The sequence below is a fragment of the Candidatus Ornithobacterium hominis genome, assembly GCF_951229915.1.
Taxonomy (GTDB): domain Bacteria; phylum Bacteroidota; class Bacteroidia; order Flavobacteriales; family Weeksellaceae; genus Ornithobacterium; species Ornithobacterium hominis.
The window spans coordinates 1,521,451-1,547,719 of the sequence record NZ_OX579588.1; the positions used below are offsets into that span (position 1 = coordinate 1,521,451).

Below are 26,269 nucleotides of genomic sequence, written 5' to 3' on the forward strand. Positions count from 1 at the left end.
TCTTTTAAAACTCACTGACGGTGTGTAATTTCACGCTTGGGTACTTTTGCTCTGTCATTTGAATCGTGAATGCTGAATCAGCCAAAAAGACTAGCTGATTGTATTTATCTCGGGCTAGGTATTTTTGTTTCACACGCAAGAACTCTTTAAACTCTTCTGAATTCTCATCTTGTGGCTCTACCCAACATGCTTTGTGTATATTGATATTTTCGTAGCTCACTTTGGCATTATACTCGTGCTCTAGCCGATATTCTATAACTTCAAACTGCAGTGCCCCAACGGTCCCGATGATTTTTCTGTTGTTGTATTCTAGCGTAAAAAGCTGGGCAACGCCCTCATCCATCAGCTGGTCTACTCCTTTCTCAAATTGCTTGGCTTTCATCGGGTCAGCATTATTCACGTAGCGGAAATGCTCAGGAGAGAAACTTGGTATTCCCTTGAATTGCAATTCCTCACCTTGCGTTAGCGTATCCCCAATGCGGAAGTTGCCCGTGTCATGCAAACCTACAATATCGCCTGGGAAGCTCTCATCTATAATTTCTTTTTTATCGGCAAAAAAAGCATTTGGGCTACTAAATTTCAGGTTTTTACCGTTGCGGACGTGCAAATATGGTGTGTTTCTTTCAAATTTTCCCGAAACCACTTTCACAAAGGCTAATCGGTCTCGGTGTTTGGGGTCCATATTTGCATGAATTTTAAAGACAAAACCTGTGAAGTTCTCTTCAGTCGGTTCCACGATTCGCACATCACTCTCTTTGGGCAGCGGATTTGGTGCTATATCTATAAAGGCATTGAGCAACTCACGCACCCCAAAATTATTGAGTGCTGAGCCAAAAAATACGGGTTGCAGCTGCCCTTTGAGGTATTCTTCTTTGCTGAAATTAGGGTAAACTCCTGTAACTAAGTCAACTTCTTCGCGTAAAGTTTCTGCTGCCTCATCGCCTAAGATTTGATTCAGTTCTGGGGTAGCAAGATCTTCAAACTCAATCCCTTCACTTATTTTTTGCTTGTTTTGGGAAGAAAAAAGTTGAATGTTTTTTTCCCAGATATTATAAATACCTTTGAAGCGATCGCCCATGCCAATGGGCCAAGAAAGCGGCGTAACAGTCAGGTTGAGCTTCTGCTCTACTTCATCAAGCAAATCAAAGGCATCTTTCCCTTCACGGTCTAATTTATTGATGAAAACAAGCATGGGAATGTTACGCATTCGGCAAACTTCTACCAATTTTTCCGTCTGTTCTTCAACTCCTTTGGCTACATCAATCACAACAATCACGCTATCTACCGCCGTCAAAGTTCGGTAAGTATCCTCAGCAAAATCTTTGTGCCCAGGTGTGTCTAAAATATTGATTTTCTTACCTTTATATTCAAATGCTAAAACAGAAGTCGCTACCGAAATCCCACGCTGTCGCTCGATTTCCATAAAATCAGAAGTTGCTGATTTTTTGATTTTGTTGGATTTCACTGCTCCAGCTTCTTGTATTGCTCCACCAAAAAGCAGAAGTTTCTCGGTAAGTGTAGTCTTGCCAGCATCAGGGTGAGAGACTATCCCGAAGGTTTTTCTTTTCTGAATTTCTTTTTGTAATAATTTAGACATACCTCAAATTCAAGGATGGCAAAGATAAGTTTTTTTGAACAAGTAATGGGTGAATGACGAGCCCAATTCTTTGTTAACTTTATGATGAATTAAAAAAAATATTTAAGAAAATTTATTTTAAATTTTTTAAGCCTTAGAAAATATGTGTTTTATCTTTGTAGCGTAAGATATGCTGATAAAACAAATTTTTGATTACACATTGGCTTCCATCCTGTTGATCGTCTTTGCTTTCCCGATGCTCCTGATGTGGGTGATTGCAAGCTGGGACACGGGGAAAAATGGCTTCTTTATTCACACTCGAATCGGGAAAAACGCTAAGCCTTTTAAAATGTTTAAAATAAGGACTTTAAAAGGAGATTACACGGATTCTATCACTACCGAAAAAACACATCAACTGACGAAATCAGGTCGTTTCTTTATGCGCTATAAATTGGATGAATTGCCCCAGCTTCTAAACATTTTGAACGGAACGATGAGTTTTGTAGGCCCCAGACCTGATGTTGCTGGTTATGCTGATGAATTGGAAGGCGAAGACAGAATTATCCTTTCTGTGAGGCCTGGCATCACAGGCCCTGCACAACTGAAGTATAGAAATGAGCGTGAAATTCTCAATAAGCAAAGCGATCCTAAAAAATTCAATGATGAAGTTTTGTGGCGTGATAAAGTGGAAATCAATAAGGCTTATGTGAGAAATCAAAATTTCATGAAAGATTTAAAAATTCTTTGGGATACGGTTTTTTAATTTTTTGTTTAAATTTTCTCAAGCCTTAAAAAATTTTAAAAAGGAACTTCGTTATCATCATCATTAGAGAAATCATCTATCCCAAAGGAATCTAACGGATTAATGTTTGGTAATTCAAAATCATCATTATTCATACTGCTCTGTAATTCCATGGGGCCACTGCTAAAGCTGGTAGACTCCGATAAATCCATAAATTTTGCTTGCTCTGCGATGAATCGTAAACGGATGTTTTCTAAAGCTCCATTTCTGTGTTTTGCGATAATCAATTCCGCTTGACCTTCCGTTGGGCTCTGTTCTTCATCGTCCCAAGTTGGGATTTTGTAATACTCAGGCCTGTAAATAAACGAAACGATATCTGCGTCTTGCTCTATCGCTCCAGATTCCCTCAAATCAGATAATAAAGGGCGTTTGCTTCCTCCTCGCGTTTCTACTGCTCGAGATAACTGAGAAAGTGCAATCACTGGAACTTCCAATTCTTTAGCAATTGCTTTCAAACTTCGAGAAATTGTCGAAATCTCCTGCTCTCGATTTCCACTAGATTTATCTTTGGTTGTCATCAACTGGAGGTAATCAATAATTATCATTTTCACGCCGTGTTGCGAAACCAATCTTCGGCATTTTGCTCGTAAATCAAAAACATTCAGCGCTGGTGTATCATCAATGAAAAGCGGTGCGTTTTCTAAATTTTTTACCTTGGTATAGAGTTGCTTCCACTCGGCATCCGTTAAATTTCCTTTTTTTATTTTTTCGTTATCAATACCTGTTTCGCCAACAATAAGCCTCGTAATCAACTGAATACTTGACATTTCCAATGAAAACACTGCCACTGGTATTTTATAATCAACGGTAATATTTTTTGCCATCGAAAGTACAAATGCCGTTTTACCCATACCTGGACGAGCTGCTAAAATCACCAAATCTGATGGATGAAAACCACTCGTAATTTTATCAACATCTCTAAACCCAGAAGGCACACCACTTAGGCCCTCTTTCTCAGACATGGCTTTAATCTGCTCAATTGCTTGGTATACCAAAGATTTTGAATCTTTGTACTCTGACTTTAAACTTCCATCGGTAATTTTAAAGATTTCTGATTCTGATTCATCCAAAAGTTCAAAAATATCTGTCGTTTCATCATAAGCTTTATCAATGATGCTTGATGAAATTTCAATCAATTTCCGTAGTACATATTTTTCTTGAATCACCCGTGCGTGAAACTCAATATGGGCAGAGGACGCTACCTTTTGGGTCAAGCCAACCAAATAGTAATTTCCTCCTATGCTATCATAATCTCCGTTTTTTCTCAACTGATTAGAAACCGTCAAAAGGTCAATCGGTTCAGATTCATTGAATAAAGTCGCTATCGCTTTAAATATTTTCTGATGCTGAGGACGGTAGAAAAAATCTTCTTGTAAGATTTCGATGGTTTCATTCAAACCTTTTTTGTCAATCATCATAGCACCCAAAACTGCTTCTTCTAAATCAATGGCTTGCGGTGGCATTTTGCCTCGCTCTGCTGAAGATGAAGTTTTTTTGGGAATGGAAAAAGATGCCTGAGTTTTACTTTGTGTTTCGTTCATGGGAGAGCAAAATTAAAAAAAAAGTGGATTACTAAACCCACTTTCTAAACATTCATTTTATCCGCAATAGATTTTTTTTAAATTCTATTTAGCCTTTAAAAATTCCGAAATCAAGAAATTTACTCTGCCTTTCTTCTGCCAATTTTTCTGGACTTAATTTTTGAAGGTCTAGAAATTCTTTTTTAATGACCTTTTTTACATTATCAAAGGTTTCATAGTAATCATAATGCGCTCCGCCCAATGGTTCTGGAATTATTCCGTCAATGATTCCTTGTTTTTTCATGTCTTGTGGTGTCAACTTCAGTACTTCTGCAGCTGTTTCTTTATAATCCCAGCTTCGCCACAGAATAGAGGAACAGCTCTCTGGTGATATGACAGAATACCAAGTGTTTTCTAGCATATAAACTCGATTCCCTATACCGATGCCTAAGGCTCCTCCAGATGCACCTTCACCAATTACGATACAAATCACGGGAACACTTAGTTTCATCATCTCATAAATGCTCTGAGCGATGGCTTGTCCTTGCCCTCTTTCCTCTGCCTCTAAGCCTGGATATGCACCTGGTGTATCAATAAAAGTGACTATGGGCTTTCCAAATTTTTCAGCCAATTTCATCAGACGCATTGCTTTGCGGTAACCCTCGGGGTTTGACATCCCAAAGCGACGATACTGGCGTTGTTTGGTGTTTTTCCCTTTCTGCTGACCGATAAACATAAATGTCTGCTCATCAATTTTACCAAAACCTCCCACCATAGCTTTATCATCGGCAAAATTTCGGTCACCATGTAGTTCTATAAAGGTATTTTTGGTCAATCCATAGATGAAATCCAAGGCATATGGCCGATTGGGGTGACGAGACAACTGCACCCGTTGCCATGGCGTTAATTTACTATAAATCTGCTTTTTTTTAGCTAAAATTTTGTCCTCTATTGCTATACATTTCGCTTTGGTATCCACGCCCTTCTGCTCACCTTCTAGTCTGCAAGATTCATAACTCTCATATAGGCTTTTTATCGGCTCCTCAAACGGCAAATAATCCATAATTAAAATTTTAGTGGGTTTAAAGATAATTAATTTTTAGAAATTTCAATCTCATCGTCTTTTTTAGAGCGAAAATTTTTCCAATGATAAAAAATTCCACCCAAAACCAAAAGAATAAAAATGATATTGGAAGCTAGCATCATTGTTTTGCCTCGTTGAATCACTTGTGGTTCAAATACAAAATCAATCTGATTCGTTCCTGCTGGGATTTCTAAACCTCTCAGAAAATAATTTGTCTGTAAAATTTCAACTTCTTCTCCATTAATATATGCTTTCCATCCTTTGGGGTAATAAATTTCTGAAAAAACGGCATAGCCCGATTGTTCGTTTCTACTTTCATAGCTCAACTTCATCGGGTGGTAAGATTTTAAGTTAATTTCAGCATTTTCATTGGAGAATTTCAGCGCTTTTGCTCCAGCTACAGCTACGTTTTTTATATCAATTTTACCAATTTTCACCAAGGCTGAATCTGCTGATTCTTGTGGCAAAACTTGAGAAACAAACCACGCATTCCCAGCCACGGCTGGATTTTGAATCAACTGAGGTTTTTGAGCTCCTCCTACCACTACAAATTTGGTGTTCAATAGGTTTAAAATGTTTTCTCTCCCGCTCAAAATCCCAAGTTTTTTCATTTGTATGCTGTCGCTAGAGAAATATAAATCAATCACATTTTGGTAATTCTGGAGTTTCGCTCCGTGGTATCCGCCCAATGAAGGCAGAAAATAGGAAGTTTGAGTTTCGTTGAATGTACTAGAAATCGTATTAAAAACCCTGTAATGCCCAGGATTTTGCTTTTTCAACTCATTGAGTAAATGATTGACTGGAATCTTATGTGCAATTTGCATCAGTGCTGGCGAGCCCTTTTGCGCTTCATTCAGGAGTCGCTGAGAAGCTTCTGTAGGAAATGGATTTTCAACCCATTGCTTAGGTATAAAATCTTCATTATTTAGGTATCTTTTATTCACTCCCCACAGGTCTATAATCGTCAAAACAGCGATTCCTGCGATGACGATTTCTTTAGATTTGATATATTTTTTTAAATATGCTAAAATCAACCCCGCGGCTAAGGCTACGAAAATGAAAGTCCTCAGCGTATCAGCTTGAAATAAAGCTACACGGTCAGCTCTGATTCCATTGGCTACAAATGTGGGTAATTGCTCCTCTACCTGTGTAGCAAAACTGAATAAATTTGCCCCAACGAAATAGAGAATTAATAAAATTCCTAAAGTTCCTAAAGATACATACAGTGTTTTTTTATAAATTTCTAAAGGCTTTAAAAATTCTTTTTTGAATATATAATAAATTGCAAAGGCGGCCAAGAGTGGCATCGTAAATTCAGCAATGACTAATATCGAAGAAACGGCTCTAAATTTATCATACAAAGGTACGTAGTCGATGAATATATCAGTGAGCCACATCATGTTCTCCCCCCACGATAGAAAAATCGAGAAAAGCGTTGAACCTAGTAGCCACCACTTCCATTTGCCTGGCACAATGATGCAACCTAACAAAAAAAGAAAAACGACGATAGCTCCTTGGTAGGCTGGGCCACTCGTGAAGGGTTGGTCGCCCCAATAGGTTGGCAGATAATATAAATATTGCTGGTAATAATCGTATTCTTCTGGCGAACGAACATTATTTTCTAGAGCTTTCTTCAAATTCGGTTTACTTTCCTCATCAGCCACTGAGCCGCCACCCATAAAGTTTGGAATCCATAAATTTAAGGTTTCTAGTTTCCCGTAGCTCCAATGGGTGATGTAAGATTTATCTAGACCACTCGGGTTGGAATCTTCAAACAAAGTAACGTCATTTTCTCCTCGGGTAGAAAATGGCGTGTATTCTTGCGTTGCCATCAACGGGCTACTGTTCATTCCAAATGCTAGCACCACTGATGAAATGGCTAATAAACTTTTGATGAAATAATCTCTGATGGAATGATTTTTTAAGGCTTCAAAAAATTCAGCAATGAAATAAAAAAGTACTACAAAACCAAAATAGTAGGTCATCTGCGGATGACTTGCCAAGAGCTCTAGCGCCATGAATAGCGTGGCAAGAAGAAATCCTATAATGTATTTTTTTCTAAAAATGAGTATCAACGCAGCCATAAACGGTGCAAAGTAGGCGATGGCATGGACTTTAGCATTGTGCCCAGCTTCAATAACGATGAAAAAATAAGTCCCTAAACCGAATAAAAAAGCACTCAATGCAGCATACTTCCAGTTTCTGAAAAGTACGAAACCTAGAAAGAAAAATCCACCTAAGAGAATAAAAAGATAATCTGCAGGGCGTGGCAAAAAGCGAAAAATTTCGTCTACTTTTTTTACCCAGTAGCCATCATAGCTAGCGCCCGTTTGGTAGGTGGGCATCCCGCCAAACATGGCATCAGACCAGTAAATGTTTTCACCTGTTTGTTTCTGATATTGAAGCATTTCTTCTGCGCTACCTTTGTAATTGATGATATCTGGCTGAGACAAAGCCATACCCCCCGTGATGACTGGCGCATTGTATGCCAAAGAAAATACTGCAAAAACGATGAGCATGATTGCAGCATAAATTAAATTATTCTTTTGGTTTTTCTGTAATAATTTCTTCATATTCTACGGTTTCCGCCTCGACTTCATATTTAGAATCTTCTACATTTTTGGTTTTAAAAATTCGCACCTCTTTATTAGATTTTTTCTCTTTTTTTAAAGGCTTAAAAATTTTTAAAATCCAAGAATAAATCAAATACAGGACTAAAAATAGGATTAATATTTTAAAAAATGAGCCCATCTTTAATTAACCTTAGTGGTAGATTTAGTAGTGGAAGACATATTTTGTTTTTGCCCTTGGTATTCTTGGGTAATTTTCAAAACCTCTTTTTTCTCAATAGCCGCTTGGTTAAGCCAACCAGATCGGGCGTCAATTTTTGCTGTTCCAGTAACATTCCCTTCAATGCTTCTGGAGATTTTCACTCCTTGCTCCAAAGTATTGGAATCACTACCGCTACTCGAGCCAGAAATTTGTATATCAACCTGATTATCAGCTACATTTTTAAGCGTATATTTCATTTGAGATTTAGCATTATCTGTTGAATTATTCAGCTCCCAACTTTCCCCGATTTTCACTGATTTAGTAGGGTAGTAACCAATGGATTCTAAGAACATGGCTTCCATCGCTTGCTTGCTGAGAGAAACTTGCAACATTTGGTCTAGGCCTTTTTTCTCTTCTTCGCTTAAGCCTTTTGCTAATTTTGATTTCACTTTTTCTCGAATCGGAGCCAAACCATCAATGTTCAGTACTTTACCGTTTTTTGAAATCTCCATCGTGTAAGAATTCCCTACGATTGTTTTGAAAAATTCGTATTGCTGCGCAGCCATTTCATTCGTTGGTTTTCCTGCATTGGTATCAAACCCGATGGACTCTCCTTGCATACTTGATTTTTCCTGAAATCTTTTGAAAGTTACTTTCAGTACAAAACTTTGCAACTTCTCCTCTATTACTTCATACGAGAGTTCGTTGGTAGAAATCTGGGAGATTTGTTGACTATTTTTACCGTCTGATTGTGTACTCGTGGTGTTAGTCGAAACTTTGAATGGGTAGGTTTTCCCTTTTTCTAAATTAAATTGGAAAGTATAAGTCCCGTCTTCATTCTTCTGAAAAGCCGTCTTTTTTTCGACTTTTTCTGTTTCGGCAGTAGTCGTTGCTTCTTCTGTTGTATCAGTTTTTTGCAGCGCTTCCGCCTCCTTCAGTGTAATGGTATCTCCTTGGGCATTTACGGTGAGTTCCTCTCCATTTTCATTTTTGCCAACTATTTTTACTTCAGATTTTTCTTTTTTACACGCTACTACCGCCATTATAACGGTACAGATTAAAACAATCTTCTTCATTCATCAAAATTTTGTGCAAGTTACAAATTTATGCTGGCATTGCGTGAAAGTGTAAAAAAAATACCTCGCCTACGTAAATGCACTATGGGTGATTGAAAATTAAATTTCATGCCGATAATTTTTATTCATAAAGAAAAAAACACCCCAAGTTGAGGTGTTTTTTTGGTTTAAAATTCAGTTGCTAAAATAGGACAAGCCTAAGCATAGCTGAACAGAGATGATGACGGAATGTGAATCATTTTTACCAATGTATTTTTTAGGTAGATTACTCCATAATCTATTGAATACCCTTGCCAGTTTAGCGCAGGATTAATCTTTAATACAACGCACGCTCATCCCGTAAACTCGGTAGTTGAAGTGGACAACGCTGCCGTCATTATTGTTATTGCTGAAGAGCATGATGTGAGCGTAGTCATCTTCGCGAGCAGAGCTACTCCAGTAGTAACCGTAAGAACCCTTGCCGTCGTCCTCTGGTGAATTATCGCTGTCACGGTAATCGAGGCCAGCAGCTGCAAGGTTTGGCAACTTATTCTGTGTCCACATTTGATCAGTAGAAACTTTAGAACGGCTACCCGTTACAAGCTGATGTAATTCCAGCCACTCCTGCTCAGTCGGAACATGGTAACCTGATGGGCAAGGGTTATTAACTCCTCTTGCTTGCCACAACGCTAAATCTGAACCTGATGCACCTCTACCATTCGCTACCCAGTTATAGCCTGCATTAATAAACTTCCCTGCTTCATCGCCTGTGTCTGTCCAATCTGGGGCTGGTTCTTTGGTAGGTTTTGAATCCCTAAACTCATGCCCATCACTCGCTCGCTGCCATTGGTAATATGAACCGTAGGTTTTAGCTTCATTATGGGCATCTGTGCCTGTTTTATTAACGGCCGGGTCAAAATCAGGGCTATTTATGTCTGCATACGCCGCTCCAAGGTTGAGGTTGAGCCATGTTCTATTATAATTAGTACCAGTTACACCAGTTACAGTTGTAGCGCAATACACAAAATCATGCTTGCCACTGATACCAAATAATTTATCAAAAAGTATATTTTCTGGTGCACATTGCTTGATTTTTTTGATGATCTCATCTGCTCTTTTTGGCTGCTTACCGCGGATATAATTTATTTTCTCTTTATCTACTATCATATCATATTTGAGGTCTGAGAGGCTTGTGCGTTTCACCATTTGGTCTTTTTCATCCCAAATTAAAAGCCATTGGGTAGATTTTTCCTCCTTAACATCTTGTATGCGCAGGTTTCCTTCTTGGTTGCCTTTTGCTCTGATGTCTAGCATGGCTTGTGGCTCATCTGTGTTAATGCCCACCTGAGCGGTGACCGCAACCGCTGATAATACGGCTAAAGAAAATAATAATTTCTTCATTTGTTTTATTTTTTTGGTTAATATTTTATTGATTTATTCTTTTCTTAATTAAATTTTTGCTGTTTTTTTTAAACTTTTTTTTCTTCTTCATTTAGAAAGAGCCCCAACCCGTGAGGCTCTTCTTTTTGAAGAAATTACTACTTTCACACAGGTGAAAATAGAAAAACCGCACAAGATTTTCTTGCACGGCTTTGCGGTTCGCTCCCGCGGGGAAGCAAAAATTATTATAAGTTACTGATAATGAGTTGTTTAGCTCATTATTTGTGTGTGTGTGTGTGTGTGTGTGTGTTTACACTTTATTTCGAAACTCACAAATTTCATTTGTTAAAATTTCGTTATTTTTTTGTTATTTTTTATTAAAACTTTTCCGTTGAGATTTTTCTCTTTTCTCAACCTACCCGCAAATGTATTTTACGTTTTTGAATTATGCAAATTTGTTTTTTTTTGGGGCTGGGGATTTTTTTTAAGGCTTTAGAAATTTTTGCAAAAAAAGGCTTAGATTATAAACCTAAGCCTATGATTTCTAAATAAATAAAGCGAATTTATGCATCTGCGAATTCTTTTCTTAGTTCTTTAGCTGCACCTACCATGGCTACTAAAGCAGCTTTGGTTTCTTGCCAATGTCTTGTTTTTAATCCACAATCAGGGTTTACCCACAATTGCTCTTTAGGAATTACAGCTTCAGCTTTTTTTATCAAATGTATCATCTCATCTTTTGAGGGGACTCTTGGTGAATGGATGTCATAAACCCCAGGTCCTATTTCATTTGGGTATTTAAAGTCTGCAAAAACGTCCAAAAGTTCCATTTGCGAACGAGAGCATTCAATCGTAATCACATCAGCATCCATATCAGCAATGGCCGCAATCATGTCATTAAATTCAGAATAGCACATATGCGTATGGATCTGCGTGCTGTCCTCTACCCCAGAAGCTGAAATTCTAAATGCCTTGATTGCCCAGTTTAAGTAATCAGCCCAGTTTTCTTTTTTCAACGGTAAGCCTTCACGCACGGCGGGTTCATCGATTTGAATCACTTTGATTCCTGCTTTTTCTAAATCTTTCACCTCATCTCTGATGGCTAAAGCAATTTGCGTACAGGTGAGCGATCGTGGCTGGTCATCTCTCACAAAAGACCATTGTAAAATCGTAACAGGCCCTGTGAGCATGCCCTTCACTGGCAGTTGACTCAGTGACTGAGCGTATTCGGACCAGCGTACAGTCATGGGTTTAGGTCTGTGGACATCTCCAAAGATAATCGGTGGCTTTACACAACGCGAACCGTAACTTTGCACCCAACCGAATTTAGTGAATACGAAGCCCGAAAGCTGTTCGCCAAAATATTCTACCATGTCATTTCTTTCAAACTCGCCATGAACCAAAACATCTATGCCCGCTTCTTCTTGAAATTCAATAGATTCCTGAATTTCTTTTTTCAGTAAATCTTCATATTCTGCAGTAGAAAGTTTCCCGCCCCTGTGTGCTGCACGCCAATTTCTCACTTCTTGCGTTTGCGGGAAAGAGCCTATGGTAGTTGTAGGGAACAGTGGCAAATTCAGAGCTTTATGCTGAATTTCTTGACGAATTGAGAAAGGATTGTTTCTTTGGTCATCTTTTTCTTGGATATTGGCTACACGTTCTTTCACAGCCGTTTTATGAATCAATTCAGATGATTTTCTGTTTTCTGCGGCTTGTTGGTTTTCTTGGCGTGCAAGATTAATTTCCGAAGAAGATTCCCCATCAGCAATTGATTTTAGCGTGCTGATTTCGGTCAATTTCTGCTTAGCGAAAGCCAGCCATTGTTTAATTTCTTTCGGCAAAACCTTTTCATTTTTTTCTAATTCTAAATTACAAGGGGAATGCAAAAGAGAACACGAGCTTGAAACCCATACACGCTCACGTCCTAATTTCTCCACAACTTTCTGAATCAAGGCTAGGGAGTTTTCAAAATTATTTTTCCAAATATTTCTCCCATCTACAATGCCTAGTGATAGGATCTTATCTTTTGGGTAATCTGCCAAAATGGCATCTAATTGCTCTGGCGAACGCACCAAATCAACGTGTAATGTATTAAATGGCAGTAATTTAACTAAGTCTAAATTTTGCTCAACAGAATCAAAATAGGTGGTGATGATGAATTTTAGCTCAGGGAAACTTTCAGCTAAATCAGTATAAACTTTTTGATACACATTTTTTGTTTTCTCATCTATATCTAAAGCTAAAAAAGGTTCATCAATTTGAATATATTCGGCTCCAGATTCAGCTAATTCACTCAAAATCTGCTTATAAACGATGAGTAAATTATCTGCTAAATCTAATTTATCAAAGCCTTCTTCTTTTTCTTTACCCAAAAGGAGATAAGTTACAAGACCTAAAAGGACAGGTTTTGTCTTGAAGCCATTTTCTTTAGCAAAATTAAATTCATGGAGAGCTTTATTACTTTTTAATTCAAACGATTGATTTTTAGTAAATTCGGGGACGATGTAGTGGTAATTAGTATCAAACCATTTCGTCATTTCCTGTGCGGTGATGTCAATTCCATTTTTTTGATAACCACGGGCTAAAGCAAAATAAAGTTCAAGATCAGACAAGTGCTTAATGGGCTTGAATCTCTCTGGGATTGCATTGATACTAAAAGAGAAATCAAGCACATGATCATACAAAGAAAAATCATTGGAAGGGATTAAGTCTAAATTTGCTTCTTTCTGAATTTTCCAATTATGCAAGCGAATTTCGTTTGCGACTTTGGTCAATTCTTCTTCATTGATTTTCCCCGCCCAGAAGTTTTCATTGGCTTTTTTGAGTTCTCTTTTTTCTCCGATTCTTGGATAGCCTAAAAGGTTTGTTTTCATAAGCTTAAATATTTCAATAGTTTGAAATTCGTTATTTGATGATTTTACTCTACAAAAATAACTTTATAGAATAATAATTCAATGTCATTTGATTAATTTGGCAAAAAATACTTTTTTTAATATTTAAAAAGAAGAATATTTTGTAATTTTGTCGTTAAATCATCGCTCAAAGAATAATATTTTGTGGAAAATTTAGACAAAAAGGATTTGCAACTGCTGAGATTGCTGCAAAAGGACGCGAAACTCACCGTTAAAGAATTGGCACAGGCGGTAAATTTATCTCCTTCTCCTGTTTTTGAAAGAGTGAAAAGATTGGAACAAGAGGGGTACATTAGGAAATATCGTGCGATTTTAAACGCTGAGAAATTGAATAAGGGATTTATTGTTTTTTGCCAAATTAAATTAAAACAGCATGAGCGTTCAGTCGGGAATGATTTTGTGAGGGACATTGAAGCTTTGGATGAAATTGTGGAATGCTACAATATCTCGGGAGATTTTGATTTTCTGCTAAAAGTGCAGGTGATGAATATGAAACATTACCAAGATTTTGTGTATAATAAACTGGGTTCGCTAAACTCCATCGGGGGAACGCACAGTACATTTGCAATGGCAGAAATCAAAAATACCTTTGGAATCCATTTTTAGGTTTAAGGTGAAGTTTGCCATGAAAGAATAAAGAGAAATAAGGAGTTTTTTTGCAAAAACGGTGATTGGGCGAGCGTTATATATTTTTTTTTAAGGCTTAAATTTTTTATTACAAAATCTTCTCTATCTTTTCAGTTGGGCGAGCGATGACGGCTTTGTTTTCATGAATCAAAATCGGTCTTTGAATCAGTTTTGGGTTTTCTGCCATGGCTTGTAAAATCTCATCTTCGGTCAAATTCTTTCCTTTGAATTCCTTTTTCCAAATTTCTTCATTGGTTCTCACTAGTTCCAGCGGAGATGTAAATCCTAATTTTCCTACAATATTTTTTAATTTTTCTGCTGATAGGCCTGTTTTCAAATATAAAATCGCTTCATGCGGAATTTGCTTGTTTTCTAAATACTGTTTTGCTTCTCTGCTCTTGCTACAGTGTGGGTTGTGGTAAATTTCAATCTTTTTTTCCATCATTTTTTTTTAAGGCTTAAAAAATTTTCGGTGGTAATGATGATTAATAATAAATAAATCTAAAAAATAAAATGCAGGCTTTAAAGAAGTCTTAAACCTGCATTTCTTTGAAGTCTTTTTTATTATTCTTCTTCAAAATCGTCTTCTTCGTAAGCTAAAATTTCTCCTTCGAAGAATTCATAAGCATCATCTAGTAAATCTTTCACTTGATTTTCTAGGTCTGCTTCCTCGTCGTCGATATCGTCAAACCATTCAATTTCATCAGTATTTACATTAACCAAAAATCTTGGAAATTCGGTATGTAATACAAATGCGTCTTCAAAATCTGAGTTATCTGCTAGTAAAAATTTAGGTAATTCCATAGTTTTAATTTTTTTATTGAGTAAAAATAAGCTTTATTTATGATTTTGCAATATAAATCGTCGACTTAATTGGTAAAAACGGAATAATAAAAATATGGCTGCAAATGTTAGCCCTAAGCCTAGCCCAATCCACATGCCAAATGCGCCCATTTCTTGCTTTACCGTTAGATAATAGCCCAGCGGCAAGGCTAAGCCGAAATAGGCTAAGAACGTGATGAATGCGGGGATATTCACATCTTCCATTCCGCGCAAAACTCCCATGCATACGACTTGAACTCCATCTGATAACTGAAATAATGCTGCTACAGACATTAGTCCTGCGGCGATTTGAATCACCTGATTATCATCTACATAAAATTTAGGTAGCTCGTAGCGAAAAGTCACAAAAGATAATCCACATAAAAACATGAATGCTACCACCATATAAATTGCGGACCAGCCAGCGCCTTTTAGTTCTGTGTAATTTTTTAAGCCTTTTTGGTTACCTACTCTTATGGTTGCTGCTACGCCCAATCCCGTGCAAATCATAAATGTGGTACTGGCTAAATTTAGAGCGATCTGATGTGCTGCTAACTGCTCTTTGCCTGCTAACCCGCAAATAAAAGAGGCTAAACCGAAGGCTGATACTTCAAAGAACATTTGTAATGCACTCGGCGCCCCGAGTTTAATCAGTTTTTTGATGATAAAATAGTGTAGTTTTTTTAACTTAACTTGCAATAAGTAAAAACGTGATTTTGTGTTGTACCACATCGCAAATAGCAGAGAAAAAATCATGATAATTCTAGAAAGTAATGTCCCATAAGCGGCTCCTTCTACTTCTAACCGTGGCATTCCCCAGTTTCCGTAAATCAGCATGTAGTTAAATACAATATTCATGAGGTTTGCAATAATTGTGGCTATGGCGACTGTCTTCGTTAGTGATAAACCTTCTGAAAGCTGACGTAAAGACTGGAATATGATGAGAGGTAGCATTGAATATGTGACAACGCGTAGGTAGGGCAAGGCTTGTTCTACGACTTCGGGTGGTTGCCCCATACTCCTCATAATCGGTGCTACAAAAAACATCACAAGCATGAGAAAAATTGTTAGCCCGATGTTTAAAAGCGAGCCATGCGTAAAAACCCGCACAACTCGTTGTGTATTCCCTCTAGCATCGGCTTGTGCTATGAGTGGTGACATCCCAAAGGTAAAGCCTAAGCACGTCACCATGAGAATAAAAAAGAGTGAGTTCCCTAAGGCTACAGCACCTAGTGCCGTAGTGCCTAGCTCAGGATTCTGAATTTCATCCCAAGTGGAACCCAGCCCGCCCACCATCACATTATCGGCTATATTTACCAATATTTGCCCTGCCTGCGAAAGCATTACTGGCCAGGCTAGATGGAAATTTTTTTTCAGATGTTCTTGAAGTGTCAAAAGAGAAAACTTATTTTACAAAATCTTCAACGTCTTGCTCTGTAATGGGATTGTTTCCCAAAATTACTAAACGTTCTACCACATTACGCAATTCTCTAATATTGCCAGTCCAATCTTTATTTTTCAGTTTTTCAATAGCTTTTTTATGAAAAGATTTGGGTGCTTTGCCTTGTCCTTCTGCAATTTTTTGGGCAAAATGTTCTATCAGCTCAGGGATATCTTCTTTTCGGTCGTTCAGTGCAGGGACAGGAATTAGAATAACTGCCAAGCGATGGTACAAGTCTTCTCTAAACTTCCCATTGGCTATTTCTTTCTTTAAATTTTTATTCGTAGCAGCTAAAACCCTCACATCTACTGAGATTTCTTTATCTCCGCCCACACGAGTAATTTTCTTTTCTTGCAACGCACGGAGCACTTTTGCTTGTGCCGAAAGGCTCATATCACCAATTTCATCAAGAAATAAAGTTCCTTTATTGGCTTGCTCAAATTTCCCTGCTTTATCTTTATGCGCCCCTGTGAAGCTTCCTTTCATATGGCCGAAAAGTTCACTTTCTATCAACTCTGCAGGTATAGCTGCACAATTCACTTCTACCATCGGCATTTTGTTTCGGTCACTTTTCTCATGAATATGGTGTGCGACTAGTTCTTTCCCAGTCCCATTGGGGCCAACGATGAGTACGCGCGCATCGGTTGCCGCAACCTTATCTACCATCTCTTGAATTTCCTGTAGATGCTGAGAGCTACCCACCATTTCATACTTATCGCTCACTTTTCTTTTCAAGGCTTTGTTTTCCTCTTGCAAAGATTTATTTTGGGTAATTAAGTTTTTCCTATCTAAAGCGTGACGCACGCTATTGAGCAAGCGATTTAAGTCTGGTGGCTTCTGAATGTAGTCGTAAGCTCCTTTCTTTATGCACTCTACAGCTGTTTCGATGTCTCCGTGCCCAGAAATCATGATGAACGTAAGATCTGGATTGATATTTAAACCTAGTTCTAAAACTTCTAAACCATCTTTTACTGGCATTTTGATATCACAAAGCACCAAATCATAGTTTATTTCTTTGATTTTTTCGAGAGCGATTCCTCCATTTTCAGCTTCATCAATCTCCCATTTTTTGTTCTCATCTTTTAGAATATTGGCTAAAACATTTCGGATAGCCTGTTCGTCTTCTATGATTAATATTTTCATGATATTATTTAGCATGCACCCAAAGTTAATGAAACTTATAATTTCAAAAAAAATTTAAAAGGCATATTAAAATTAAACCTATCTGATTTTATTTTTTAATCAATTAAAAACTAAAACCTTAGCAGGTAATTTCTATATACCTTTTTTTATTTTTTTTTAAGGCTTAAAATTTTTTATAAATCCCTTATAGCATTTAAATTAAAGCCCTGATTTTTTCTTCTAGATAAAATCCTCTATTTTCCCTTTCCCTTCTCTTATGATTTCATAGTTACCATCGCCTTGGCTTAGGTCTACCACGCTACTGGCCTCTAGCCCACCAGTGCCGCTATCTATAATGATATCGACTAAATTATCATATTTTCTACGGATGAGTTCTGGGTCGCTATAATATTCTTTATCTTCTTCGTCTGCCACTAGAGATGTTGATGCTATCGGGCTACCCAATGCTTCTACTATTGCATGAGAAACTTTGTGATCGGGGACTCGAATTCCAACGGTTTCTCTTTTTTTGTAATAGCTGGGTAATGAATTATTTGCATTCATCAGAAATGTAAACGGCCCTGGCAGAGCTCTTTTTAGCAATCTGAATGTTGTGTTGTCTATCGGCCGTGTGAAAGTTGACAAGTGACTCAAATCATTGCAAACGATTGAAAACTGAGATTGTTCTAATTTCAGCCCCTTTAGCCTAGCTAATTTTTCCATGGCTTCTGCATTAAAAATATCACAACCTAAACCGTAAACCGTGTCTGTAGGGTAGATGATAACTGCTCCTTTTTTCAATGCGTCAACCACTTGCTCTATAGCTCTATTGTGGGGATTTTCTGGATGAATTTTTAATACTTTTGCCATAATAAATTGTTTTTAATATGAACTTAAAGTTAATAAATTGTTTCGTATCTACCCGAACAATATGCAAATTATAATAGATTTTTTTAAGCCTTTAAAAATTCTTTAAGAAAATTTCTAAAGGCTTAAAAAAGTTAGTCCTTTGAGTCCATTCGGTAAGATTCTGTTTAAATTTTACTTTGCACTATTCTCATTATTTTTCCCATCAATTCCTCTTGCGATACGTTGCTATTGTCTATTTCTATCGCATCATCGCATTTTACCAAAGGTGAATTTTCTCGCCCAGAATCCAGCTCATCTCGCTCAATGAGATTCGCCTTCACTTCTTCTAGTGTTGTTTTACTTTTGTCTTCCATTTCATTGAATCGGCGTTGCGCACGCACTTGGGCATCGGCTGTGATGAAGAGTTTCAAATCTGCTTGCGGGAAGACAACTGAACCAATGTCTCGCCCATCCATCACGATATTATGATTCCATGCCAATTGGCGTTGCTGCTCGACTAGAAAAGAGCGAATTTCGGGGATTTTAGCTACGTAACTCACTAAATTTGTGACAGAAATGCTTCTGATTTCATTTTCTACATTTTGACCGTTGAGGTATATTTCATTTTGATTTTCACTCTCATTGTAGCGGAATGTGATTTGGATTTCATCCAAATGATTTACGATTTGTAAGGCATTCTCTTTATCATTTTCACTAATGATGTTTTCTTGTATTCCGTATAAAGTTACGGCACGGTACATCGCTCCAGTGTCCACATGCAGAAAGTTTAATTCTCTAGCAATCGCTTTGGCAATTGTACTCTTCCCAGTAGATGAGAATCCGTCAATCGCGATTATTTTTCCTTTCTCCATGTTCCTAGTTTTTTGAGCTTTGACTTCACTGTTGAAAAAATTGAACTAGATTTTTTGATTCCGATTTCATCTATATACGTCTTTGAACTTTCTCCCACCTCGGGGTCTCGGTAAACTCCTTGCCGAATGTTTTCATCAAGCATAAGCAATTCTTCTTCTTTATCTTCAAATAATTTATTCAGTACTGCATTTTTATGCCTCAAGACGTAATCTTTGTTCCATTGAGCATATTTATTGGGCCTAATTTTATAATTATTCTCCAAACCGTATACGTAAGTAAACGTTGCGCCAAATAGTAGAATCAATGTGGTGTAGTTAATCCAAATCATGATGAAAATGATGATACTTGCCGTGCCAAATCCCGAGCTGGGGTCTGCTACAGAAAAATAATAGCTGAGCAAATATTTCCCTAAGTTGAATAGTAGTGTAGTGACTAAACCTCCTATCCACACCATTTTCCATGGGATTTCGACATCTGGCAAAAACTTGTAAACCAAGGAGAAAAGCACACAAATAACGACAAAACTCAGTACAATATCTCCGATATTGAGCAAAAGTGTCCATTCTCCACCGATGTAAAATTCTAGTGAATCCTTGAAGCTAGAAAGCACCGAAGAGCTAATCACCGTGATGAGTAACAAAAGAGTGATAATCAAAATTAGCATCATCCCGTTGAGCCTGACTGTGATTAAATGTAAAATGCCACTATTGGGTTTCACCTCAACATTCCACTGATGATTAAGCGTCTGCTGAATTTGGAAGAATAAAGTTGTCGCACTAAAGATTAATGTTCCGATACCGATGACCTGAACGTACCACTCCGAATATGGGTCTAGGTAAGCATTTTGAATTAAATTCTCTATAAATTCTGCTGACTTTAGCCCCATCATATTTTGAATCTTCTCTACTACTTGACCTTGCATTGCTTTCTCGCCGTAGAATTGCCCCAACGTCCAGATAATCATGATTAAAAGTCCTGGTAGAGATAATATTGCATAATAAGAAATGATAGCACTTTGCCTGAAGGGGTCATTCTCAAACCAAACAAGAAAAGTTCTTCTTATAACTTCCCAGCATTTAAGTAGAAATTGTTTCATTATTCGTTTTTTCTCTTCAATTTTTATTTAAGGCTTAAAAAATTTTATTCCTTTTCTTCTTTAAATTCCAGCGAAATAGAGTTAACACAATAGCGCAAACCTGTCGCGGTAGGCCCATCGGTAAAGACGTGCCCTAGATGCGAACCACAATTTCCACACAGAATTTCCATACGCATCATTCCGTGAGATTTATCCAAGCGTTCTACAATTTTGCCTTTTGCTATCGATTTATCAAAACTCGGCCAGCCGCAGTGTGACTCAAATTTACTATCACTCCCAAAAAGTTCTTCACCACAAGCCTTACAGGTATAGATGCCTTCTTCAAAATGAAGATTAAACTTCCCCGAGTGCGGACGTTCTGTCCCTGCTTCTCGCAATACATAGTATTCTTCTTCGCTCAATTGCTTTCTCCATTCTGTTTCTGATTTCTGAACCTGATAGGTTGGCTGTTCTTTCACTTTCAATATGTTTTCTGACTCTTTTTCTTGAGAATTACAAGATATAAATATTAAAGTTAGAAATAAAAAGAAATATCTCATCCTAATGTACTTTTAAATTTGAATAATACTGAAAAGCGGCTTCAATTACCTCTTTCTCGGCGGCAATAGATTGAGAATCACATTCCCCAATCTTATCTAAAAGCATAAATTGAATTTCACCGTTTTCATTCTTTTTATCTTGTAACAGATAATTTTTAATTTCCGCATACGTTGGTAAATTTCGTTTGGGGAAAAATTTTAATAAGCCTTTAGAAATTTCTTCCAATTCTTCACTACTCAATTTATTTTTCTCGGCTGAGATATAAGCTTCTAAAATCAAACCTATCGCCACCGCTTCGCCATGTAAAAGCTCTTCTTCCCCGTTGATTAAGTGATTTAAATAAGCATCTATATTTTGATTGAGAAAATAAGTTTCTATGGCATGCCCCAGCGTGTGCCCAGCGTTTAGAATTTTTCTCAACCCCTTCTCTTTGGGGTCTTCAGCCACCACTTTTCTTTTTATTTCCACTGAAGATTGAATGTACGGGGCTACGTTATCAGGTGTTAAACTTTTTAATGCCACCAAATTCTGCCAATGTTTTTTATCTCGAATTAAGCCATGCTTGAGCATTTCGGCAAAACCTGAGTTTAATTGGTTTTGAGGTAAAGTTTCAAGAAATTCTGGCGAAATCAGAACCATCTCTGGCAAACTAAACGTCCCAATTTGATTTTTTAAGCCTTTAAAATCAATGCCTGTCTTCCCGCCTACAGAGGCATCGGCCATTGCCAGCAAGCTGGTCGGGATATTAATGAATGTAATACCTCGCTTAAACGTAGAAGCTGCAAAACCACCCAAATCAGTCACCACTCCGCCGCCGAGATTGATTAGCAAAGAATTTCGGTCTAAATTCAAATCCAACATTCCGCCCCAGACGTCAGCCACGTTGCCTATCTGCTTTGCAGACTCACCTGCAGGAATTTCTAAAAATGTAGCCGCATCTAAATCTTTGCACCGCTCTAGAACTAGTGGCAAACAATGAATTTGCGTATTTTCATCAACCAAAAAAGTGATTTTCCCCTTATAATCTTTAATAAAATCATTGAGAGTCGTAAAAATATCTTCAAAATATATGAATGATTGTTTCATAAAAAGTTCTTAGCCCTAATTTCAATTTTTTTAGATGAATTCTTTCAATTTACAAATCTATCGGGATGAAAAGCAAAATGCAAACTAAAATTTTAAAAATCAAAAACTTGAAACAAAATGTATAAGAATATTTCTAAATTTCAAACAAGTTCTTCATCACAAATTTAAAATAATCTCAACAAATCAATCATAAAATTTTCTTTACAATATGGAATTTCTATTGATAATAATTTAACTTTGTGTAACTATGATGATGATTTATGAAAATTTTTGAAAATACTAAAATTGCTTTTCAGAGTAAGAATAATTACGAATTGAGACGTGCCCATCTTTTGTTTGAAGCGGTAAATATACCTGCTTTGGTTAATTTCAGCGAATGGGTTCTACCCTTTGCTAAGCATATCCCAGGGGTGAAGACTTTAATCAAGAAAAGTATTTTCGCACATTTCTGCGGCGGCGAAACACGAAAGGAATCACTGGAAACAGTAGAAAAACTTCATGAAAAAAAGATAGGTAGTATTTTAGATTATTCCATCGAGGGAAAGGAAGAAGAAAGTGCGTATGATAATTGTTTTCAAGAAATTAATGAAATTATTTTTCTTGCAAAAGACAATCCTGCTATTCCTTTTGTAGTTTTCAAACCGACGGGCTATGGGAGTATTCACGTTTATGAAAAAGTTGGTTTGAAAGAAAAATTAACTGAAAAAGAACAAATCGCTTGGGAAAACATTCAAAAAAGATACTTCGAAACCTGCAAAAATGCGTATGAAAATGATGTTTTATTAATGATTGACGCTGAAGAAAGCTGGATGCAAGATGCGGTAGACGAGCTGGTGACAGAGATGATGAAAATCTTTAACCGAGAGAGGTGCATCATCATCAACACACTACAAATGTACCGCCATGACCGTTTGGAGTTTTTGAAAAATCAATACGAAGAAGCTGAGAGAGAGAATTACTTTTTAGGCTATAAAGTCGTACGTGGTGCCTATATGGAAAAAGAACGTGAACGTGCGCTAGAGAAAGGTTATCCTTCCCCTATACAGCCAGATAAACAATCGACTGACAATGACTACAACGCTGCAATAGATTTCATTTTTCATCACCAAGATAGGATTTTGCTCTTCGCTGGTACGCACAACGAGCTAAGCTGCTTCCAACTAAAAGAAAAATTAGAGAAATCTGAAAATCCAAAAACGCAACAAGTTTGGTTTGGGCAACTTTTGGGAATGAGTGATAACATTAGCTACGTATTGGCTGATTTGAATTTTCATGTAGCTAAATATGTTCCGTACGGGCCAGTAAATGATGTGCTGCCTTACTTGATTCGGCGAGCTAAAGAAAATACTTCGGTTGCGGGGCAATCAGGCAGAGAATTAATACTGATAGAAAAGGAATTGAAGAGAAGAAAACAGGAAAACCCCTAGAGAATTTCAGTTAAAGTTATAGTTTTTACAAAAATTCGCGATCTCTCAATAAGTTTATGCTCTAAAGAAACTTAAACAGGTTAAAAAATAAATCCCGTTTAAATAAATACATTACGGGTATTTCAAAAAAATAATATCAATATGGGTCTACATCAAAGTCAATTTTTACTGAACGAAAGGCTTTGATTTGCATCAATTGCTGATAAGCTTCATTCAGCAGAAGTTTCACCTTTTTGGGCGACTGCTGATTGTGGATTTTTAGTAAGATATGGAATCTGTATTCATTATTGAGGCGCGAAATGTATGGTGCTTCCGGCCCAAGTAAACATTGGGAGCTAAATTTACCCTGCAGCATTTGTTTAAAATAATGTGCTGCTTTTTGCACTTTTTCTTCTTTTTTGTGCCGAAATCGAATTTCGATCAAGCGTACAAATGGAGGGTAAAGAAAATTTTGACGCTCGGCTAAAATTTGCTCAGCCATAGCATTATAATCCATTTCCGTAGCCATTTTCAAAATAGGATGATGAGCCTCAAAAGCTTGAATTTGTACTAAACCTCGCTGATTTCTTCGCCCTGCACGGCCTGCTACTTGAACAATTCTTTGGAAAGCTCTTTCGTGTGCACGAAAGTCAGGGAAATTCAATAAATTATCGGCTCGGATTATTCCAACTAAATTCACATATTCGAAATCTAAACCTTTGCTCACCATTTGCGTGCCAATCAGCAAATTAATTTCTTTTCGCTCAAATGCCTCAATCAACTTCTCGTAGGCAAACTTTTTACGCATACTATCTACATCCATACGAGCAATCTTCTGCTCAGGGAAAATGCTTAAAGCTTCCTTTTCAATTTGTTCTGTCCCCACGCCTTTCGTTTCCAATTCCACACTTTTGCATTGGTAGCAATGTTGGGGTTTAGCTTGTTTATGCCCACAGTAGTGACATTTCAATTCCAGCGAAATATTGTGTAACGTCAGAGCCACATCACAATTGGGGCAATAGGGAGTAAAACCACAACTAAGACATTCAATGACTGGAGCATAGCCACGGCGGTTCTGAAAAAGGATTACCTGTTTATCTGCTTCAAAACTATTTTTCATGGCAAGAATCAAAGCTTTAGAAAACTGCCCCGTCATTTCTTTTCGGTGAAAAGCTTTGCGTAAATCAATAATTTCCATTTTAGGTGGCTGCACGTTTCCAAACCTTACATTTAAGGAAACGTAACCGATTTTCCCCTGCTTGGCGGCATGATAAACCTCTAGGCTTGGTGTTGCAGAACCCAAAAGTAAATTTGCTTTGTTCTTAGAGGCCAAAACACGAGCAACGTCACGAGCGTGATAAAATGGTGTTATATCCTTTTGTTTTAGTGCAGATTCGTGCTCTTCATCTACGATAATAAGCCCTAAATGCTGAAGAGGCAAAAAAAGTGCTGAGCGAGGCCCAATGATTATTTTATATTTATTTTCTAAGGTTTCATTCCAAATTTCAACTCGCTGATTTTGATTCATTTTAGAATGATATACCCCGACTAATTCACCGAATTTCTTTTGAATCCGCTGTGTGAGTTGTGTTGTCAAACCAATTTCAGGTAATAGGAAAAGGGTTGTTTGATTTTTCTGGAGCATTTGCTCGATGAGCTTAAAGTAAATTTCAGTTTTGCCCGATGAAGTTACGCCGTGAAGTAAAACGGTGTCAAAATTTTTAAAGCCTTTTAAAATTCCATCAAAAGCCTGCTGTTGCTCGGGTGAAAGCTTCTCAATGCTTTCAATATTTTCTTCATAAAGTTGATTTCGCCGCGTTTGGTCTTCAAAGATGGAGATAAGTCCTTTTTTCTCCATACTGCGCAGTGTGGCATGACTTCCCCCATAATCTTTGATGAAATTGGCCGCTTTCACAGGATTTTTTTCACTAGCTTTCAGCTGTATGAGTTGCAAGAAAAGCTCCCGTTGCTTGGGCGATCTGTCGAGCAATTCAAAAGCTTCTTTAGAATCTTCACTGTTTAAATCAATATTTATCTTAATATAATTTTCAATTTTGGGCGTATACTTTTCAATTAATTTTTCATCCAAGCGAACTTGCCGAGCATCTAGGAGCTCCTTGAGTACTTTTAATACATTTTTTTGATGAATTAATTTTGATACCTCATCTACAGAAACAATATTTTTATTTTTTAAGGCTTGTAAAATTTCTTGCGCTTCGGCACTTAATTCCGCATCCTCGAGCAATTCATTTTCAATCCAACGAATGTACGTATCGCTTTCTAGCTTCAAAGCCGTGGGGTACACATTTTTATACACTTCGCCCAGTGAACACATATAGTAACTTGCCATCCATTCCCAAAGCTCAATCTGTTGAGGCAGAAGGCTCGGCGTATCTTCTAAAATGGCATCGATGGGTTTTGTTTTGTAAGTTTCTGGCTCGTTGGTGTGGAAGGAATGAATAATCCCTGTGTAAATTTTTCGCTGCCCAAAGGGTACGGAAACGCGTTGCCCAATCTGTAGGTAGTCTTGCCAATCGCTGGGGATTCTGTATGTGAAAGTCCCTGGCAAGGGTAAGGGGAGAATGATTTCGGCAAAAAGTTTTGGTTGCATAGCGATGAATGGTTGAAATTTTTTAAGCCTTAGAAAATTTTGTTCAAAAAAAATCTGTTTTTTAAAGTTTTAAACAAATTTACCAAATAATAACGACTATTAATTGAAATCTATAAAGGTTAAAATGAAACATCTTTCTGGCGTTAAGCTATCGTGTTTAGACGTGATTTATGTTCTATTTGAGTAATCCCTTTGGCATGTATTTTGTTTTTTTTGGAAGAGAAAATAGATTAAACCTATGATATTGAATAAAATAACACCCATCGCTTTGACATTAATGATGACCAGCTGTACGGTTACACCTTTAGCAAATAATTCTAATGAGAATGATGATCAACGCATTGTGGTGTCTACAGATAAAAGTGAATGGAATGGGAGCTTTAAAAATGATTTAGAAAAGGCTTTGAAAAATAAACTGGGTTTATTGAATGAAAAAACGAATGTAAATAACTTTACACACATGACTACTGAACGCAAAAGTGTGGATGGTGAAGCATGGGTTTTCATGAATTTCTATACCCAAGATGATAAGATGTATCGTACCAGGATTGAAGCCAATAAAATAAAAAATGATGAAATCCTAAAGCTTCAGAACTTGAAGTCAGCAACTTTGATTGGAGTTATCCCGATAAAAAATCGTACGAATGAATATTTTTTTCAAGCTTTTGAAAATTTGAAATTTTAATAATGAGTACTCG

Annotated in this window: 21 protein-coding genes; 4 read left to right on the top strand and 17 right to left on the bottom strand. The window is 37.2% G+C overall.

Annotated features, from left to right (window positions below):
• Positions 1-4: 4 nt before the first annotated feature.
• Entirely contained in the window at positions 5-1,597 is a 1,593-nt protein-coding gene (locus QOX03_RS07125; protein ID WP_119057961.1) for a peptide chain release factor 3, read from the bottom strand.
• A 169-nt stretch (positions 1,598-1,766) separates the two neighbouring features.
• On the opposite strand from QOX03_RS07125, the gene QOX03_RS07130 reads away from it, so the two are divergent.
• Complete coding sequence (locus tag QOX03_RS07130; protein ID WP_283670591.1) at positions 1,767-2,339, top strand: sugar transferase; 573 nt, start codon at positions 1,767-1,769, stop codon at positions 2,337-2,339.
• 35 nt (positions 2,340-2,374) lie between these two features.
• Here QOX03_RS07130 and dnaB read toward each other — a convergent pair whose 3' ends face one another.
• The 6 genes from dnaB to metE form a co-directional block, all read right to left on the bottom strand.
• Positions 2,375-3,919 (bottom strand): replicative DNA helicase, encoded by a 1,545-nt coding sequence (gene dnaB, locus QOX03_RS07135; protein WP_119059336.1) that lies wholly within the window; start codon positions 3,917-3,919, stop codon positions 2,375-2,377.
• Positions 3,920-4,007: 88 nt separating this feature from the next.
• Positions 4,008-4,961 carry an acetyl-CoA carboxylase carboxyltransferase subunit alpha gene (locus QOX03_RS07140; RefSeq protein ID WP_283670592.1) on the bottom strand — a complete coding sequence of 318 codons (954 nt, stop codon included), beginning with the start codon at positions 4,959-4,961 and terminating at the stop codon, positions 4,008-4,010.
• A 29-nt stretch (positions 4,962-4,990) separates the two neighbouring features.
• Entirely contained in the window at positions 4,991-7,555 is a 2,565-nt protein-coding gene (locus QOX03_RS07145) for a YfhO family protein (protein ID WP_283670593.1), read from the bottom strand.
• Between the two features lie 180 nt (positions 7,556-7,735).
• On the bottom strand, positions 7,736-8,830 hold the full coding sequence (locus QOX03_RS07150) for a DUF6263 family protein (protein WP_283670594.1): 1,095 nt from the start codon (positions 8,828-8,830) through the stop codon (positions 7,736-7,738).
• A 309-nt stretch (positions 8,831-9,139) separates the two neighbouring features.
• Positions 9,140-10,210 carry an FISUMP domain-containing protein gene (locus QOX03_RS07155; protein WP_283670595.1) on the bottom strand — a complete coding sequence of 357 codons (1,071 nt, stop codon included), beginning with the start codon at positions 10,208-10,210 and terminating at the stop codon, positions 9,140-9,142.
• Between the two features lie 542 nt (positions 10,211-10,752).
• Positions 10,753-13,059 carry a 5-methyltetrahydropteroyltriglutamate--homocysteine S-methyltransferase gene (gene metE / locus QOX03_RS07160; protein ID WP_283670596.1) on the bottom strand — a complete coding sequence of 769 codons (2,307 nt, stop codon included), beginning with the start codon at positions 13,057-13,059 and terminating at the stop codon, positions 10,753-10,755.
• A gap of 183 nt (positions 13,060-13,242) precedes the next feature.
• Between metE and QOX03_RS07165 the strand changes: the two genes are divergently transcribed.
• On the top strand, positions 13,243-13,704 hold the full coding sequence (locus tag QOX03_RS07165) for an Lrp/AsnC family transcriptional regulator (RefSeq protein ID WP_119059239.1): 462 nt from the start codon (positions 13,243-13,245) through the stop codon (positions 13,702-13,704).
• A gap of 109 nt (positions 13,705-13,813) precedes the next feature.
• Here the strand turns inward: QOX03_RS07165 and arsC are convergent, their stop codons facing one another.
• The 9 genes from arsC to aroB form a co-directional block, all read right to left on the bottom strand.
• Positions 13,814-14,170, bottom strand: a complete 357-nt coding sequence (arsC, locus tag QOX03_RS07170; RefSeq protein ID WP_283670597.1) for an arsenate reductase (glutaredoxin) — start codon at positions 14,168-14,170, stop codon at positions 13,814-13,816.
• Positions 14,171-14,289: 119 nt separating this feature from the next.
• Positions 14,290-14,529 (bottom strand): DUF8828 family protein, encoded by a 240-nt coding sequence (locus QOX03_RS07175; protein WP_283670598.1) that lies wholly within the window; start codon positions 14,527-14,529, stop codon positions 14,290-14,292.
• A 33-nt stretch (positions 14,530-14,562) separates the two neighbouring features.
• A complete protein-coding gene (locus tag QOX03_RS07180; RefSeq protein ID WP_283670599.1) occupies positions 14,563-15,942 on the bottom strand; it encodes an MATE family efflux transporter in 1,380 nt (459 codons plus the stop codon).
• Positions 15,943-15,952: 10 nt separating this feature from the next.
• Positions 15,953-17,134, bottom strand: coding sequence for a sigma-54-dependent transcriptional regulator (locus QOX03_RS07185; RefSeq protein WP_119059315.1), 1,182 nt, complete (start codon positions 17,132-17,134; stop codon positions 15,953-15,955).
• Positions 17,135-17,350: 216 nt separating this feature from the next.
• A complete protein-coding gene (locus QOX03_RS07190; protein ID WP_119059236.1) occupies positions 17,351-17,980 on the bottom strand; it encodes an L-threonylcarbamoyladenylate synthase in 630 nt (209 codons plus the stop codon).
• A gap of 164 nt (positions 17,981-18,144) precedes the next feature.
• Positions 18,145-18,831 (bottom strand): (d)CMP kinase, encoded by a 687-nt coding sequence (cmk, locus tag QOX03_RS07195; RefSeq protein ID WP_283670600.1) that lies wholly within the window; start codon positions 18,829-18,831, stop codon positions 18,145-18,147.
• Positions 18,813-19,928: a YihY/virulence factor BrkB family protein gene (locus tag QOX03_RS07200; protein ID WP_283670601.1), complete on the bottom strand. Its 1,116-nt coding sequence runs from the start codon at positions 19,926-19,928 to the stop codon at positions 18,813-18,815. The genes cmk and QOX03_RS07200 overlap by 19 nt, the downstream gene beginning before the upstream one ends.
• A gap of 44 nt (positions 19,929-19,972) precedes the next feature.
• On the bottom strand, positions 19,973-20,386 hold the full coding sequence (gene msrB / locus QOX03_RS07205) for a peptide-methionine (R)-S-oxide reductase MsrB (protein WP_375730844.1): 414 nt from the start codon (positions 20,384-20,386) through the stop codon (positions 19,973-19,975).
• Positions 20,387-20,468: 82 nt separating this feature from the next.
• Positions 20,469-21,554 (bottom strand): 3-dehydroquinate synthase, encoded by a 1,086-nt coding sequence (gene aroB, locus QOX03_RS07210; protein WP_283670602.1) that lies wholly within the window; start codon positions 21,552-21,554, stop codon positions 20,469-20,471.
• A 260-nt stretch (positions 21,555-21,814) separates the two neighbouring features.
• Between aroB and QOX03_RS07215 the strand changes: the two genes are divergently transcribed.
• Complete coding sequence (locus QOX03_RS07215) at positions 21,815-22,981, top strand: proline dehydrogenase family protein (RefSeq protein ID WP_283670603.1); 1,167 nt, start codon at positions 21,815-21,817, stop codon at positions 22,979-22,981.
• A gap of 136 nt (positions 22,982-23,117) precedes the next feature.
• On the opposite strand, the gene priA is transcribed toward QOX03_RS07215, so the two are convergent.
• Entirely contained in the window at positions 23,118-25,571 is a 2,454-nt protein-coding gene (priA, locus tag QOX03_RS07220) for a replication restart helicase PriA (RefSeq protein WP_283670604.1), read from the bottom strand.
• 238 nt (positions 25,572-25,809) lie between these two features.
• Here priA and QOX03_RS07225 point away from each other — a divergent pair, with 238 nt between their 5' ends.
• The gene (locus QOX03_RS07225) at positions 25,810-26,256 is read left to right on the top strand and encodes a hypothetical protein (RefSeq protein ID WP_283670605.1); all 447 of its coding nucleotides are present in this window, start codon (positions 25,810-25,812) and stop codon (positions 26,254-26,256) included.
• The last annotated feature ends 13 nt before the right edge of the window (positions 26,257-26,269 follow it).

Bases quoted from the DNA above. Each gene is read 5' to 3' on its own strand.
- QOX03_RS07125 (WP_119057961.1), bottom strand. From the start codon at position 1,597: ATGTCTAAATTATTACAAAAAGAAATTCAGAAAAGAAAAACCTTCGGG.
- QOX03_RS07130 (WP_283670591.1), top strand. From the start codon at position 1,767: ATGCTGATAAAACAAATTTTTGATTACACATTGGCTTCCATCCTGTTG.
- dnaB (WP_119059336.1), bottom strand. From the start codon at position 3,919: ATGAACGAAACACAAAGTAAAACTCAGGCATCTTTTTCCATTCCCAAA.
- QOX03_RS07140 (WP_283670592.1), bottom strand. From the start codon at position 4,961: ATGGATTATTTGCCGTTTGAGGAGCCGATAAAAAGCCTATATGAGAGT.
- QOX03_RS07145 (WP_283670593.1), bottom strand. From the start codon at position 7,555: ATGAAGAAATTATTACAGAAAAACCAAAAGAATAATTTAATTTATGCT.
- QOX03_RS07150 (WP_283670594.1), bottom strand. From the start codon at position 8,830: ATGAAGAAGATTGTTTTAATCTGTACCGTTATAATGGCGGTAGTAGCG.
- QOX03_RS07155 (WP_283670595.1), bottom strand. From the start codon at position 10,210: ATGAAGAAATTATTATTTTCTTTAGCCGTATTATCAGCGGTTGCGGTC.
- metE (WP_283670596.1), bottom strand. From the start codon at position 13,059: ATGAAAACAAACCTTTTAGGCTATCCAAGAATCGGAGAAAAAAGAGAA.
- arsC (WP_283670597.1), bottom strand. From the start codon at position 14,170: ATGATGGAAAAAAAGATTGAAATTTACCACAACCCACACTGTAGCAAG.
- QOX03_RS07175 (WP_283670598.1), bottom strand. From the start codon at position 14,529: ATGGAATTACCTAAATTTTTACTAGCAGATAACTCAGATTTTGAAGAC.
- QOX03_RS07190 (WP_119059236.1), bottom strand. From the start codon at position 17,980: ATGGCAAAAGTATTAAAAATTCATCCAGAAAATCCCCACAATAGAGCT.
- cmk (WP_283670600.1), bottom strand. From the start codon at position 18,831: ATGGAGAAAGGAAAAATAATCGCGATTGACGGATTCTCATCTACTGGG.
- QOX03_RS07200 (WP_283670601.1), bottom strand. From the start codon at position 19,928: ATGAAACAATTTCTACTTAAATGCTGGGAAGTTATAAGAAGAACTTTT.
- aroB (WP_283670602.1), bottom strand. From the start codon at position 21,554: ATGAAACAATCATTCATATATTTTGAAGATATTTTTACGACTCTCAAT.
- QOX03_RS07215 (WP_283670603.1), top strand. From the start codon at position 21,815: ATGAAAATTTTTGAAAATACTAAAATTGCTTTTCAGAGTAAGAATAAT.
- priA (WP_283670604.1), bottom strand. From the start codon at position 25,571: ATGCAACCAAAACTTTTTGCCGAAATCATTCTCCCCTTACCCTTGCCA.
- QOX03_RS07225 (WP_283670605.1), top strand. From the start codon at position 25,810: ATGATATTGAATAAAATAACACCCATCGCTTTGACATTAATGATGACC.